Source organism: Streptomyces sp. NPDC002835, assembly GCF_053591995.1.
In genome coordinates, this window is record NZ_JBSFUW010000030.1 from 23,969 (window position 1) to 37,871 (window position 13,903).

14 protein-coding genes and 2 pseudogenes are annotated in these 13,903 nt (G+C 69.6%); 5 read left to right on the plus strand and 11 right to left on the minus strand.

The genetic code is table 11. The annotated features are described in order from the left end of the window. Positions 1–669: 669 nt before the first annotated feature. Together ACWD01_RS27105 and ACWD01_RS27110 are read right to left on the minus strand one after the other, a co-directional pair. Entirely contained in the window at positions 670–876 is a 207-nt protein-coding gene (locus tag ACWD01_RS27105; RefSeq protein WP_451165409.1) for a hypothetical protein, read from the minus strand. After that, on the minus strand, positions 873–995 hold the full coding sequence (locus tag ACWD01_RS27110; protein WP_451165410.1) for a hypothetical protein: 123 nt from the start codon (positions 993–995) through the stop codon (positions 873–875). The genes ACWD01_RS27105 and ACWD01_RS27110 overlap by 4 nt, the downstream gene beginning before the upstream one ends. 25 nt (positions 996–1,020) lie before the next feature. Here ACWD01_RS27110 and ACWD01_RS27115 point away from each other — a divergent pair, with 25 nt between their 5' ends. Then, a complete protein-coding gene (locus ACWD01_RS27115) occupies positions 1,021–1,248 on the plus strand; it encodes a hypothetical protein (protein ID WP_451165411.1) in 228 nt (75 codons plus the stop codon). Between the two features lie 64 nt (positions 1,249–1,312). On the opposite strand, the gene ACWD01_RS27120 is transcribed toward ACWD01_RS27115, so the two are convergent. The 4 genes and pseudogenes from ACWD01_RS27120 to ACWD01_RS27135 all read right to left on the minus strand — a co-directional run bounded on the left by ACWD01_RS27120 (position 1,313) and on the right by ACWD01_RS27135 (position 5,200). Next, positions 1,313–2,932, minus strand: coding sequence for a sodium/solute symporter (locus ACWD01_RS27120; RefSeq protein ID WP_451165412.1), 1,620 nt, complete (start codon positions 2,930–2,932; stop codon positions 1,313–1,315). Continuing rightward, the gene (locus ACWD01_RS27125) at positions 2,932–3,213 is read right to left on the minus strand and encodes a hypothetical protein (RefSeq protein WP_451165413.1); all 282 of its coding nucleotides are present in this window, start codon (positions 3,211–3,213) and stop codon (positions 2,932–2,934) included. The genes ACWD01_RS27120 and ACWD01_RS27125 overlap by 1 nt, the downstream gene beginning before the upstream one ends. Positions 3,214–3,511: 298 nt before the next feature. Next, positions 3,512–3,678 (minus strand): annotated as a pseudogene (locus ACWD01_RS27130) (Tn3 family transposase); the annotation flags it as partial. 457 nt (positions 3,679–4,135) lie between these two features. Then, positions 4,136–5,200: an alpha/beta hydrolase family protein gene (locus ACWD01_RS27135; protein WP_451165414.1), complete on the minus strand. Its 1,065-nt coding sequence runs from the start codon at positions 5,198–5,200 to the stop codon at positions 4,136–4,138. A gap of 115 nt (positions 5,201–5,315) precedes the next feature. On the opposite strand from ACWD01_RS27135, the gene ACWD01_RS27140 reads away from it, so the two are divergent. Continuing rightward, a complete protein-coding gene (locus ACWD01_RS27140) occupies positions 5,316–5,951 on the plus strand; it encodes a GNAT family N-acetyltransferase (protein WP_451165415.1) in 636 nt (211 codons plus the stop codon). A 35-nt stretch (positions 5,952–5,986) separates the two neighbouring features. Then, positions 5,987–6,832, plus strand: a complete 846-nt coding sequence (locus ACWD01_RS27145; protein WP_451165462.1) for a PaaX family transcriptional regulator C-terminal domain-containing protein — start codon at positions 5,987–5,989, stop codon at positions 6,830–6,832. 817 nt (positions 6,833–7,649) lie between these two features. On the opposite strand, the gene ACWD01_RS27150 is transcribed toward ACWD01_RS27145, so the two are convergent. Then, positions 7,650–8,618 carry a DUF2188 domain-containing protein gene (locus ACWD01_RS27150; protein ID WP_451165416.1) on the minus strand — a complete coding sequence of 323 codons (969 nt, stop codon included), beginning with the start codon at positions 8,616–8,618 and terminating at the stop codon, positions 7,650–7,652. On the opposite strand from ACWD01_RS27150, the gene ACWD01_RS27155 reads away from it, so the two are divergent. Further along, positions 8,539–8,751: a DUF6207 family protein gene (locus ACWD01_RS27155; RefSeq protein WP_451165417.1), complete on the plus strand. Its 213-nt coding sequence runs from the start codon at positions 8,539–8,541 to the stop codon at positions 8,749–8,751. The genes ACWD01_RS27150 and ACWD01_RS27155 overlap by 80 nt on opposite strands. A gap of 913 nt (positions 8,752–9,664) precedes the next feature. Here the strand turns inward: ACWD01_RS27155 and ACWD01_RS27160 are convergent. The 3 genes and pseudogenes from ACWD01_RS27160 to ACWD01_RS27170 all read right to left on the minus strand — a co-directional run bounded on the left by ACWD01_RS27160 (position 9,665) and on the right by ACWD01_RS27170 (position 12,470). Next, a pseudogene (locus tag ACWD01_RS27160) lies at positions 9,665–10,038 on the minus strand (hemerythrin domain-containing protein). A 108-nt stretch (positions 10,039–10,146) separates the two neighbouring features. After that, a complete protein-coding gene (gene glpK, locus ACWD01_RS27165; protein ID WP_451165463.1) occupies positions 10,147–11,661 on the minus strand; it encodes a glycerol kinase GlpK in 1,515 nt (504 codons plus the stop codon). A gap of 41 nt (positions 11,662–11,702) precedes the next feature. Continuing rightward, positions 11,703–12,470, minus strand: a complete 768-nt coding sequence (locus tag ACWD01_RS27170) for an IclR family transcriptional regulator (RefSeq protein ID WP_451165418.1) — start codon at positions 12,468–12,470, stop codon at positions 11,703–11,705. A 142-nt stretch (positions 12,471–12,612) separates the two neighbouring features. Between ACWD01_RS27170 and ACWD01_RS27175 the strand changes: the two genes are divergently transcribed. Then, positions 12,613–13,041, plus strand: a complete 429-nt coding sequence (locus ACWD01_RS27175; protein ID WP_451165419.1) for an ATP-binding protein — start codon at positions 12,613–12,615, stop codon at positions 13,039–13,041. Between the two features lie 257 nt (positions 13,042–13,298). Here the strand turns inward: ACWD01_RS27175 and ACWD01_RS27180 are convergent, their stop codons facing one another. Continuing rightward, complete coding sequence (locus ACWD01_RS27180) at positions 13,299–13,487, minus strand: hypothetical protein (RefSeq protein WP_451165420.1); 189 nt, start codon at positions 13,485–13,487, stop codon at positions 13,299–13,301. Positions 13,488–13,903 lie beyond the last annotated feature (416 nt).

A 13,903-nucleotide genomic window follows, 5' to 3' on the forward strand; every position in this document is an offset into this window, starting at 1 on the left:
TGCGGGACGCAGGCACACCCATGCCACCTCACAGCCGCTGGAGCTGCCGGGGGGCGGGCCGTCATTGGGAGGACCGGATGGACGCTCGGTGAGGGCTCGGCAGTGGGCGGTAGCCGCCAGGCCTGACCATGTCGTAGGGGGTGTTGCCGGAGTCGGAGCTACGGGTGCACCGCCCGGTCAGGAGGTGGAGGTGCAGCAGCCACTTCTGTTCCGGTCGGGCCGGTTTCGTGCTCTTCGGCAATGTCACCAGCTTGCCCCGTCCAGGCCATCGGGTGTCGGCGTGACACATGCCCGTGGCCGGAAAGGGGAGGCCGGGCGCCATGGTGGACACGCTGCTGACTGTTGCCGGTGCGCTCGCACTCGTCGTGGCGGCGCTCTCCGCTCTCATCCAACGGCTACCGCTGAGCGGGCCGATGCTGGCCCTGTTGACCGGGATCGTCCTCGGTCCGGCCGTGCCGGGGATCATCGATCTGCCCGCCGTGGTGGAGGGACACAAAGAGCTGCGGCGTTGGGGACCAACGGGGCAGCGGATGGCGGTAGCACCAATTCCGGTTCTTCCCTCTCGCGAAACGCCCGGTTGTGAGAGCCGTCGTGCCTGGCCAGTAACCGGGCGGCCTGCCCGGGCCCCGGAGCCCTGGCTCAGACACCAGCCGCGCAATAGCGGGGTGATCATGCACTCACCGCCGTGGCGGTCTGCTCGTCGTGTGCGCTCAGCATCCGCATGACGGTGGCGGGTGAGGGGTGCCGGCCCTTCTTCGCGCCCGTGGTGATGACGAGCCGCTTCGCGATGTCGCGCAGGTTCATCTCCTGGTCGCGCAGGTGGAGGGCCATGGACAGCATGGACTCGTCGGTGACGTCCGCGCCGCCGATGGTCATGCCGCGCTCGCGATGTCCTCGGGTTCGGCGAGCGGGTTGGCCGGCAGCCGGGTGTTCTCCTCGAAGACCTCCTCGGCCCGGCGGTAGGAGAGCCGGGCCCGGCCGGTCTCCGGGCACACGTCGAGCGTCGGCGTTCCGGCCGAGATGTACGAGCAGTCGGACGCCGCCGCGAAGGGGGTGCTCGGCGCCTCGGTGCTCGGCCCGGAGAACGTGGCCGACGAGGTGATGAAGGGGGCTCGTGGACGGGCGCCTCCTGATCCTTCCCACGCGGAGGTACGCGGCCACTACGCCTACCGCGCGACTGACACCGACCGGTGGCTGCGCGGGATGCGGCGCCTGCGCCGGCGTATCAACAAGGTCGCCGCAGGCTGAATGCGCACGGGGCGGCGGCCGGTGGAGCGTGTGAGGGCGCTCCGCCGGCCGCCGCATTCGTGCGTCAGACCCTGACTGGCTGCTCCGGCAACGCGGCCGCACGCCGCTGTCCCGTGACGCTCCCCAGCCAGCCGAGCAGGAACGCCACGGGCAGCGACACCAGGGCGACCGTCTGCAGCGGGAACCAGGCGATGTCCCACTCGGGGAACAGTGCCATCGGGCTGCCGGAGAAGACTGGGCTCACGACCTGGAGTCCGATCGCGCAGCCGAGACCTCCGTACAGCGTCCACAGCAGCCCCCTGCGCATGAAGCCGCGCCAGAACAGTGAGTACACCAGCGCCGGCAGCAGGCAGGAGCTCGCCACCGCCAGGGAGATCGTGGACAGGAAGCCCATGTTCCACCCCTGCACCCACACCGCGAGGCAGATGCTCAGCACCCCGACCAAGGCGGACGCGATGCGGGCCGCGGCCACCTCCCGGCCCTCGGTCGTGCGCCCGCGGCGGACGACGTTGGTGACGAGGTCGTGGGCGACCGAGCCTGCGGCCGCCAGCGTCACGCTCGCGACGACTGCCAGCGTGGTGAGGAACACCGCGCAGGAGACCAGCACGACGAGCCATGCCTCGCCCGTCTGCGCCGACGAGCCGCCTGCCAGATCGCCGGTGAGAATCAGCAGACTGCTGGTGGCCCCGGGGTCGGCGGCGAGGATCTTCGGGGCGCCGATCAGCGCCGCGGCCCCGAATCCCAGCACGGTGGTGAGCAGGCAGATGGCACCGACGATGGCGATGGTGTGACGGACCGTACGGCGTGCCGCGGCGGCGTCGGGCGCGGTGTTGAGCTGTGTGGCGACATGGGGCATGCATGCGACGCCCAGCACCACGGTGATCATCAGACCGATGAAGTCGAGCGTCCCCTCGACCGGGCTGCTGGCGGCGAACCGCAGGCCCGGACGCATATAGCCCTCGGGACGGCCGCTGCCCCGTCCGGCGGCCTCGATGAGGGAGTCGGGGCTCCAGTGGAAGCGGTGGAGCAGCACCGCCGCCACGGCCACGGCCATGGCGAGCAGGATCACCGTCTTGATCACCTGGATCGCGATCATGCCGCGCATCCCGCCGAAGGCCGTGGCGCAGACGACGAGGGTGCCGATCATGACGATGGCGGTCTGCTCGGCGCCGGGACCGGACAGGCCGAGCAGCATGGCGGTGGTCCTGCCCGCACCGGAGAGCTGGACGATCAGATACGGGATGCACGCGCTCAGCGTGACGACGGCAACCGCGATCCTGACCGCGGGCCCCGGGGTCCGCAGGGCGAACGTGTCGCCGAGGGTGAAGGTGCCGCGTTCCCGCAGCGGGCCGGACAGCAGGAGCAGGACGCCGAGCGACAGCACGGTGCACAAGGCGATGAACAGGCCGTCGAAGCCGAAGACCGCGACGGTTCCCGTCGTGCCGAGCACGGTCGCGGCGGAGAGGTAGACGCCGGTGAGGACGAGGGCGCCCTGGACGGGCCGCAGCGTGCGGCCCGCCGTGTAGAAGTCGTCGACCCGGTCCCGCTCGGGGCCGTTGAGCACGCAGATGAGCAGGATCGGGACGATGAAGGCGAAGAAGCCGGCGAGAACCCAGGAGCGGGTGTCCGTGTCCAGGTCGAGGGTGCCGGAATACCCTGCGGCGAGCAGTACCTGAGGAAGCATCAGTGCTCCTCCTCCGGCTCGTACGCGGCCTCCTCGTGGGCGGCGCGGTCGTAACGCGCCGCCGCCCACAACAGGAGCGCGCCCTGCGCGAGAATGGCGACGACGCCGAGGTTGATCTGTCCGGCGACACGGGTGGCCAGCAGGTCCTCTGCGGCGCAGGCAAGCAGGAGATGGACCGCGAAGGTCAGTCCGTTGACGAGCGCGAAGGATCTGCCCGGCCGGTGGCGCCGGGGTCTTGGATGGAATGTGGGGGTGTGCGGATGGGCGTGCTGATGGGCCATGGAGCTCTCCGGCAGGCAGGGATGCGCGCGCATCGCCTCGCTCGGGCGATGCCTGGCGAGGGCATTGCCCCTGACGGCATTGCCCCATGAGGGCTCACCAGAGCACGTACCGACCAGTCAGTCCATGCGCTTCTGGCACCCCGCTGTCCGCTCCCAACGCTGCAGGGGCGCGCCTGTGCTGATGCCCATTCGGCCACCAGCGGCAAGGAATCCGGCCACGGTGATACGCGTGCACGGAGTTGTCCACCGCCGTGAAGCCGTAGGCGTGCCAGGTGGCCGTTACTCCCGTGCGGACCACGCGTGCCAGATGGATGTCCCGTGCCGGCTTGTGGCGGGACTCCTGGACGGTGAGCTGCCGGTTCATCTGCCTCCGACAGGTGTCGTCCACCGGGTCGACCACCCATGCAGGTGCAGGGTCTTGCCGATCCGCCCGTACTCCGCGAATGCCTGCCCCAGCGGGGTGGGCCGTCTCTCACGGCCGAACATCAACCGCTCCGCGACAGAGCCCGGTCACAGCGCCACCGCCACCGATCGGCCTACCCGAACCGCTGTGCCGTTCTTCCTCAAAGGTCGTTTTCATCTTTGGTTGCGGTGTCTCTTGTTGCTTCGCGCACTGCGATGGCCTGGTGCTGGCAGGACTGTGGGTGGGTGAGGGTCGCATGGGTCGGATGGGGTGACAGCTGATGCCGGAGACGGCTTGCGACTGTCTCGTTCCAGAACGCCCGTATCCGTTCTGTGCTTCTACGAGGCAGAACGCGCGCCTGGGCGCACGCCTCCTCGAGCGGTACGTCGACGTCGCCTCGCCTCCCGATCCGCCGGCGACGAGAGCCTGCGCCTACAGCAGGTGGCGGCGTTCGCTTCAAAGTCACCGGGCGGTACACGCGAACGTGCACAACGCGCCATGGCCGACCGTGCGGGAGTGTCATGGAGTGGCATTGCCGCCTCGGCCGAGATCCTTGAGGAACTGTCGTTGCCCGTCGAGGAATCGGTCCGCGAAGAGCGAGCGGGGAGAGAAGAGCGCGGTGAGCGTGGTCTTGAGGTCCGACTGCTCGATGGACTGCTTGAGCAATGAATGGGCCGCGTCCGGGTAACGCTTGACCGTCAATACACCGCCTGCGTCCAGCACCTTGCGGTAGGTGCGCTCCGTGTCGGCGGTGTCCACGTTGATGTCATGGCCTGCGAGGGTCAGCAGCACCGGTATGCCGCGCAAGGCGCGGAGGTCTCGCGTGGCGTCCGCGGTGTAGTTCTTGGAGATGAAGCCCCAGCGATCGGCGGTCATGCCGTCCGTGTCGCCGCCCATGGCCCTGGCGTACTCCTCGAAGCTCGCGTGACGTTCCAGCAGCCGGCGGGTGGTGTCGCTCTTGGTGATCGCGGCCTTGGTGCGGGATGCCGATGCGCCGTCGGCGCGCAGCTCGGCGAGGAGGTTGTAGCGGCCCTGCTGAAGCCAGTTGATCGCGGGCGAGACGGCGATGACGAAGCTCACGGGCGTCTTGGCGGCGATTTTCGGCAGGACCCAGCCCGCCTGGCTGGCGCCCCAGAGTCCGATCCGGTGGTCGTCGATGTCCGGGCGGGCGCGCGCCCAGGCGATGGCGGCGGCTGCCTCGTTGGCTCGGTCGTCCATGGACTGGTCGAGCCAGTCGCCGGGTGCCCCGGCGACGCCGGGCTTGTCCCAGGACAGGGATGCGTACCCGGCCTTGGCGTTCGCTTCCCACATGGGCTTGTAACCGTCGTCGTGGGCGGCGTCGACGGGGCCGTCGCCGTGGACGTACACGACCAGGCCGTGGCGCTTGCGGCCGTCCTTGGGCGTGGCCAGTACGCCGTTGAGGGTGTGGTCCCCGTGACGGATCGAGACCCGCTGCTCGTGCATGTCGTAGGAGTGCTGCCACAGCACCACACCGACGAGGCCTGCGGCCACGACCAGAACCGTGACGAGCAACCACACCGCGATGCGGAGCCCGCGCCGTCGGGGCTGAATCTTGGGACGCATGCGATCTGACCGCCTCTGCTCGGACTCTACGCCGAAGCTGAAACTATCGCTGCAAGCACGACCGTTGCCAAGATGATAGTTTCGAGCAAGGGTTGCAGCGCGAAGGGGGCACGGCATGGGACGGGACACAGCGGGTACCGGCACGGGACCGGTGACAGTCCGGCGGGGCGTTCCGGCCGGAGCCGAGCGGCAGGCGGCCGAGCTGTACTGGAACGCCTTCGGCCGCAAACTCGGTCCCGCCCTGAACCCGCCGGACAAGGCGGTGCCCTTCCTCGCCGCCCACCTGAACGCCGATCGCGCGGTCTGCGCGCTCCTCGACGGGCAGCTCGTCGGCCTCGCCGGCTACCAACTCGGCGGCCGGGCCCTCACCGGAGGATCGGCTTCCGCCGTGCTGCGGGCGTACGGATACGTGCGAGGACTGCAACGACTCCTGCTCCTCGCCCTGTTCGAACGCCACCCGGCCCCCGGGCAACTCGTCATGGACGGCATCGCCGTGGACCCGGACATACGCGGCCGCGGCGTGGGGAGCCTGCTCATAGAGGAAGTGGCCGCCGTCGCGGCGGAGCAGGACTGCCGGGACATCAGACTGGATGTGATCGACACCAACCCGCGGGCGAGGGCGCTGTACGAGCGGCGCGGCTTCACGGCCGTGAGGACAGAGCGCACGCCCTACCTGCGCGGGCTGCTGGGGTTCGGCGCAGTGACCACCATGCGTCGCGCCGTCGGTACAAGGGGAGCGACAGAACTGTGAGCGCGGAGACGGACCACGTCGAGGTGCCCACCCGCATGCTCGTCCACGCGCTGATCCGCGAGGACGGCACGGTCAGCGCGGACGAGCTGTACACCGTCGCCAACACCCTTGGCATGAGCGACCAACAGGTGCGACTGTGCGTCAAACGCCTCGTGGCCGAAGGCCGGTTCACCCACGAGGGCCGGGGCCGCAAGGCGGAGCTGCACGCGACCGCGGACACCACGCGTGCCCTCGCCCCCAACGCGGACTTCCTCCGGCACGCATTCCAGCAGGACGCCGGGCTCGCGCCCTGGGACGGCGTCTGGCACCTGGCCGCCTTCGCGGTACCCGAATCGGCCCGCACGGCCCGCGACGCCCTGCGCGAGACACTCGTCCACCTCGGCGGCGCGCCGCTCCAAGGCGGACTGTACGTCTGCGCCAACACCTGGGAACCATACGTCGAAGACGCGGCCCACCGCCTGGGCGCCCATGGCTCGCTCATCCTCCTCACCACGACGGACCTGCGCAGGGGCGACACCCGAGAGCCTGCCGAACTCGCCCGCCGCCTGTGGTCCCTGCAGGAGATCGCCGGCCGCTACCACCGCCTCAGCCGCATCGCCCAGCCGCGCCTCGCCCGGCTCACCGGTCCAGCCGGACTCTCCCCTTCCGCACTTCTCACCATCGCGGTCGAGCTGGCCGCCGAGCTCACCCGCGCCATGGAGCCCGACCCACTGCTGCCGCCTCAGCTCCTGCCCCAGCCCTGGCCCGGCACCCAGGCCCGCGAACTCATCGCCCGCTGCTGGGCAGCCCTGCACGAACGCGACCACGGCGAAGCCCGCCCTGCCCTCTTCCGCCTCTACGCCGACATCACCCGAGAAGCAGCAGACCGGGCCACGCGCTGAAGACGGAACAGACGGCGCAGGTCGGGCACTTGGACCCGGCCGCCCCTCTGTGGAACGCGTGGAGGGGCCCTGGTGCCAAACGGCACCAGGGCCCCGAAGGAACTGCTACACCATCTACCGGCCCTGGGACTGCGCCGGCTTTCTGTTTCCGCGGACCCGACCGAGATGCTGTCGGGGGTGCGGGGATCGCGGTTGCTTGACCGAAGACCACCTCGCTATCGATGTCCTGCGGTACCCGGGTTCAGGACTTCTGCCCGGGCGATCCTGATGGCGCGGGTTCCTCCGTTCTTCCCTCGGTGATCACTACTTGCCAGGACTGCGTACTGCTGGTACTGCTCTACCGCTGATGCCGCGAACTGCTTCGTGGCCTGCGACAGCGCCACTCTTCGGCAGCCAGCCCCGTCGCCCGTCTTGCGTCTGCTGCTCTGGCTCAGAACCCCACTGCCGAACTGCCCGGTGCGCGCGTCCGCAGCCGACGCCTTCACCGAGGTGCTGCTCACTGGCTTTCGCTGCTGGGCACTGCGAACTGCACTTGCGGGTACTGCCACTTCGTCAACTGCGGTCCCGCTCACGGCGGCCCCTGATCACTGCGGGCCGCCCGGTCCGGTCGCCAGTCCCGTCGCCGTCCTGCAACAACCCTGGCTTCGAAACTCCACCACCGCACCGTCCTGCGAATTGCAACTGCGGGTACTCCTGCCCGGCAGTACGTCTCTGCCAGGCCCGTGCGACCTCTCTGGGTTACAAGAGAAACCATAACCACACCACCACCCAATGTCTACTCTCGCCAACATAGATTTTCGTGCGCTCGGCAGTGAAGTCATGGCCCTCGCCAGGCCGATGCCGCCTCTCTCCAGGGAGACGAGAGCGGTCCGGGTTTCCAAGACGTCCTGGGCGTGGAGAAGGCGGAGTCCTGGTTCTCCCACAGCGCCCAGTAGCCGGCCCCGCCGCCGCCGCCGAGTCCAGCAAGGCTACGGTCGACCACGGACGTTGGCACCGCCCAGTCCGACTCCTCCGCCTCCGTGAGGACCGACAGCCGACCTGCATGCCCCCGGTTCGGTCGCAGCGTGAGGGCCACCGCACCGCCTCTCTGGGACACGTTCGTGGTCTCTGTAGAACCGTCGACCTTCGCCTCGAACGCCGGCCCGCCGGCAGCACACCCGGGGGCCGGGACGGCCTCACGGGCCTGGGCGAGCATCGGCTCCAGCGGAGGCCGCAGCACCATCGCGTCGACCTGACGAGTGCCAGCCGGGGATGTTCCTGGGTCGTCGCCGTAGGCGTACTCGGTACGGATTCGCCCGTCCCTGCCGTGGACGACGACCTGCGACGGCTCGTGCTGCTTTGCCTGTTGACGGGCCGCGAGGATGGCCTCCTGCCGGGTACGGTGCAGCTCGCGCACCCCGCGGCGGTCTCCCTCGTGCTGACCCTGCCACTGCCGCGTCGCCGTCCCATCCGCGTCCGAAGTGACGTGACAGACGGCCCGCTTCGGTTTGCGCTCTACCATCGTTCCTCCATCAGAAGCGGTCGGCCGCTGCCGAGATGAGGCCTCTTGGCGCAGCGTGCGCTGCCCTGGCCTACGTCCTGTCAACGACACCACCCGCCGACCCGCGGCCCGGGGTGTTCGAACAGCTGACCACGCGGCGTCGCCCGTGCGGGTGGTTATACGGCAACCGGCGAACCAACGGTGCGCAGCCCACGTCGGTCCAGGCATGGAACAGGTCGACGAGCAGCACATCTCCGAACCGGGGCTGGTGGTCCTGGACATCACTGCCGCGGACGAAGACACCATCCGCGCGGTGATGGACGGCCTCCGGCAGCGGTGGACCACCTCCGGCATCACCCCGGTGTGGCGCACTCCTGGGGACGCGGGAATCAAGGCGCGGGTGTACGCGGACATCCGGCGCCCCGGCACCCTGGACTAGCTGGATGAGGCCGTCGCGGCGCCCGCTGGGGCTCTCAGCCCACGGCGGCGGGTCCCGTCTCAGGCAGGCTTGCGGGCCCCGATGGGGAACCGCGCGGTGTGGGCGCCGAACGGGCCCTCGTTCCGGATCCGGTCGTGCAGCTGCCGCAACCGGCGTAAGCCCGGCAACCCAGTCGTGGACGGTCAGGCGGCCCACTGATGGGCACGGTCCCCACGCCGCTCCACCCCCAAGGAATCGTCCAGCACCATCTTCGCTCAGTGGGTGTCCCGGGTGGACCAGCACGGCGCCGATGTTCTGTTGCCTCATCAGCGCGGGGGCCCTGCACGCTCGGCAGCAAACACAGAGCCCATCTCATACCTGATCAGCCGGGGCTCGTCGCATCGTGACCGCAGTAGGGGCCCCTCGCGGCGATGAGCCGCTTCCGCAGTGATCGAGCGACGAGGGACCGGGGGCACGTCAGCGGATGTCCGGCCTCTCGCGCGCACGCTTCCCAAAGGGAAGCCGATCCGGGCAGAGGAAAGCCCCCGGGGAGGCGGGACGTGACAACCGGAACCGGGGGCCTTCTACTCAGCCGCTCCGAGCGGGAGGGAGCGCTTGGCTTCAACGCTGCCACCGAACCAGAATGTCGGCATCTTTTCCCGCGATCGCGGGTGGCAACCCCTCCTGCCACGTGAACCGCTGGGCAAGCGAAAGCCCCCGGCGGCGGGGATGCCGGACCACGGCCGAGGGCCTGCGCTCAGCTACTCCAACCTGAGGGCGCTTGGGCAGCACGGACACTGTGCCCCGCCGGCCACCGCACTGCGTCCTGCCACACACTGGTGTCGCCCGGATGGACCAGGGCTGCGGGACCGGGCCCGGACGTGGTGATGTGGACGCGACGAGGGCTGAGCCACGCGCACGGGTAAAGACGTGCTCACCGGCCGCGGCCGGTGAGCACGTCGTCGGGCGCGGTCGGCCAGGCCGGCGCCGGGCCCGAGCAGCTTGCTGGCCGGAGGCTTGTCCGGGCGTCCCGGTGCGGCCGGGTCGGTGCCTTGTCCTTGGCCACCCGGAGCTTGTCCCCGAGCTCCTTGTCCGCGAGCTGCGCGCGGCCTCGACCTGCCTGCGCACCGCCGGGTACAGGTACTCCTCCTCGGCAACCGAGTGCCGCACCAGCTCAATCGCCGTCCGGTCCGCCGGCTCACGGCGCCACTCGCCGTCCATGGCCGTGTCCCGGATCTGCTCGAACAGCACCGCCACCTCGCGGTGGTCCTCGGTGGGCTCCTCGATCACATCTCGGCCGTGCGCCATGTCCTCGCCCTCTCGTCCCGGGGCGCGGCCGCTCGCCGGCCGCAAGATACCCGGCAGAGGATGCCAAGCCTGACCAGGCGTACCGGCTTGGCACGGGTGCCTTCAGTGTCATGACCGCCTCGGCGGCTGGATCCACCCCAGGGACCGCTCGACGGCTCGTTGCCAGCAGTCGTATTCGCGCTCCCGCCGTTCGGAATCCATGGCAGGCAGCCACTGGGCGGCCCGGTGCCAGTTGCGGCGCAGGACCTCCATGTCCGACCAGTAGCCGACCGCGAGGCCGGCTGCGTAGGCAGCGCCGAGCGACACCGTCTCGGCCACCAGGGGCCGTACCACGGGAACGTCGAGCACGTCGGCGAGGAACTGCATGAGCAGGTTGTCGGAGGTCATGCCCCCGTCCACCTTGAGCTGCTTCAGGGCGAGCGCAGAATCGGCGTTCATGGCGTCGACGACCTCCCGTGTCTGCCAGCCGGTGGCTTCCAGGACGGCTCGGGCCAAGTGGCCCTTCGTGATGTACGAGGTGAGGCCGACGATGACGCCGCGGGCGTCGCTTCTCCAATGGGGTGCGAACAGACCGGAGAACGCGGGGACGATGTAGCAGCCGCCGTTGTCCTCGACGGTGCGTGCCAGGGTCTCGATCTCAGGTGCACTGTTGATCAGACCCAATCGGTCGCGGAACCACTGGACCAGCGAGCCGGTGACGGCGATCGGCCCCTCCAGGGCGTAGATCGCGGGCTGCTTCGCGATCTTGTATGCGACGGTGGTGAGGAGCCCGTGCCGGGACCGGACGACGTCGGATCCGGTGTTCATCAGCAGGAAACTGCCGGTCCCGTAGGTGCACTTCGCCTCGCCGGGCGAGAAGCAGGTCTGCCCGAACAAGGCCGCCTGCTGATCGCCGAGGGCGGCCGTGATCGGGATCCCCGGGAGCACGGAGCGGGCCTCGCCGTAGCACTCGGCGGAAGGACGGATCTCCGGCAGCATCTGGCGCGGGACTCCGAAGAACTCCATGAGTTCGCCGTCCCAGGTCAGCGTGCGCATGTCGATGAGCATGGTGCGGCTGGCGTTGGTGGCGTCGGTGATGTGCAGACCGCCGCCCCTTCCGCCGGTGAGGTTCCAGATCAGCCAGCTCTCCATCGTGCCGAACAGCACCTCGCCGTCCCGGGCACGCTGCTCCAGCCCGTCGATGTGATCGAACAACCAGCGGATCCGGGGCGCGGAGAAGTAGGTCGAGGGAGGCAGGCAGCAGCGTTCGAGGAAGAACTCCTCCCCGGGCCGGTTTTTCAGATCGTCGACAAGCGGAGCGGTGCGGGTGTCCTGCCAGACGATCGCCTTCCCCAGTGGCACGCCAGTCCGCCGGTCCCAGAGCACGGTCGTCTCCCGCTGGTTGGCGATCCCGATGGCGGCGATCTGCCCGGCGTCCACGCCTGCGTGGGACAGTGCCTCCGGCACCACGCGCTGCAGGTTGCGCCAGATCTCCACAGCGTCGTGCTCGACCCATCCGGGCTGAGGAAAATACTGGCGATGCTCTCGTTGGGCGACCGACACCAGCCCCCCGCGGTGGTCGAACAGGATGCATCGAGTGGAGGTGGTGCCCTGGTCGATGGACATCACATAGCGTGCCACCATGATCGGGCCTGCCTTCCGATGTGTCACGGAGCGGCGGGTGACTACCAGCGCGCCGCGCCCAGGTCTCTGGAGATCGCCCGTGCGGCCTCCCTGAGCAAGGTGATCAGGGCGGGTCGGGGCCGGCCTCCGTTGTCGCAGATCCGCTCGACCGGGCCGGATATGCCGAGCGCGCCCACCACGAGGCCGCCGTGCCCCCGGATCGGCGTGGCGATTCCGGCGTCACCCATGCTCATTTCCTGCACCTCTGAGCCCCAGCCGAGCTCTCGAATCTCGCTGAGCGCCCGGTTGAGATCCTCGGGGAGCACCAGGGTGTGCCGGGTGTAGGCCTCCAGTCCGGCCTTCAGCAGCGGCTCGACGGGCGCGGCCCCGAAGGCCAGCAGGACCTTGCCGAGCGAGGAGGCGTGAAGCGGCAGCAGCGCACCCACGTCCAGGGTCTGGAGGGTGTCGTCCGGGCGGAAGACGTGGTGGACGATGAGCACCTTCCCCTCCAGGGGTGTGCCCAGGCGGACGGCCTCCCCGCTGCGGGCGGCCAGGGCGTCGGCCCAGTTGAGGGAGCGCGACCGCAACTCGTTGACGTCGAGGTAGCTGGTACCGAGATGGAGCAGAGCCGCTCCGAGCTGGTACTTCCCGGTGGCAGCGTCCTGCTCCACGAAGTCCACGTGCTGCAGGGTGCGCAGAATGCCATGAGCGGTTCCTTTGGCCAGTCCGAGCGACGACGCAACCTCGCCCAGTCCCAGCCTGCGGGGACCGGCGGCGAGCAGACGCAGAATCGCCGCCGCCCGTTCTATGGACTGGACCGGGCCGACCATAGAACGATCGTAGTCCGGGTCTTCGAATGAGGACCTTCGTTCGACAATGCCGACCGTCGTTCATTGACCGACCGCTCCTGCCTCCCTAGCGTTTCATCACGCCCGGCCACCGGCCGGCAACGCTCCCCGAGGAGGACGGGCCATGACAGTGGCGCAGCTCAGCGCAGAGCTTCCCGAAGACGTCACGTACGTCTTTCCCCTGCCACACGCCCCTGAGGCAGCCGCGGTCATGCGTCGGCGCGTGCGCGCGGTCCTCACCGACTGGCACCTGTCCGCGGACGTCGCGGAGGACGTGGTCCTGCTGGCCTCGGAGCTGCTCACCAATGCGATCACCCACGCCCTGCCTCCGGCGACGCTTCGGGTGTCGCAGGTGCTGGTGGACGCTCTCAAAGCCGTACACATCGAGGTGACGGATGCGGGACCTGCGACCCCGGCCGACCGGCCGGCTTCCGGGCGCGACCCGGACGAGCACGGCCGAGGCATCGGAATCGTCATGGCGCTGTCGGCCAGGCATGGCGTGCGAGAGCGCGCCGACGGGACCACCTGGTGGGCAGACGTGGTCGTGAGATGAGATGACGAAGACACGACAGGCTCTGCCAGATACACCAGGCGCCATCGCTGACACATTCGGCACTCCGGGGCGGGGTGAAGCAGGGGTTGGCGCCCAGGATCCGGGCCCTCACGGACCAAGCAGCCACAACGCGAGCCAGTCCGGGCCTGTGAGCAGGTCGGGCAGCCCCAGGGCGCGTACATCGAGCGCACCTACGACGCGCTCGGCCGGCGGCGCCTGGGGCGGCTCGCGGCTGTTCCGGGCCTCCGGGAAGACCGTCACCAAGGTGACCCGGGATCCGAGCCGCGGTAGCGGGCGAGGAGTTTGCGCGTGACGAGCCTGTGGTCGATCAGCTCGTCGGTGCGGCGGACCTGGTCGTCGTAGACCCACAGGCCGACGTAGTGGTCCCGCCGGGAAACCAGCCGGACCTTCAGCCGAACCCCCTGCCTCGGGATCGGGTGCACCACGACGTACGGCAGCCTCCGACATCCCGCTCCACCGCCGCCTCGGCGGTCAGGGTCCCCCACGGCACGCGGGCCTCCGGATCCCACGCCGGCGCGTACGCCGAACACAGTAGACACCGCCACCGACAAGGGCCGATGCGGGGACCAGCAGGCCAACGGCGGCCACGGGCGGAAGGTCGTCCGGGACGTACACCGACGCTGTCGACGATGCCGAGCCTCACGTCGAGGGCGTCGAGGGCGTCGAGGGCGCCGGTGCCGCCGGGCTGACCGCGCAGCACCACACCTCCGCGGCGGTCACGCGCTCCGCGCTGGCGGAGTGGTTCCCTGACGCCTGATCACGACCGGGAACAGGCCCTGAAAACCTTTGCCGTTCCGCCCGCGCCCGCCGCCTCTCCCCGCTACGGTTGCGATCACCGTAG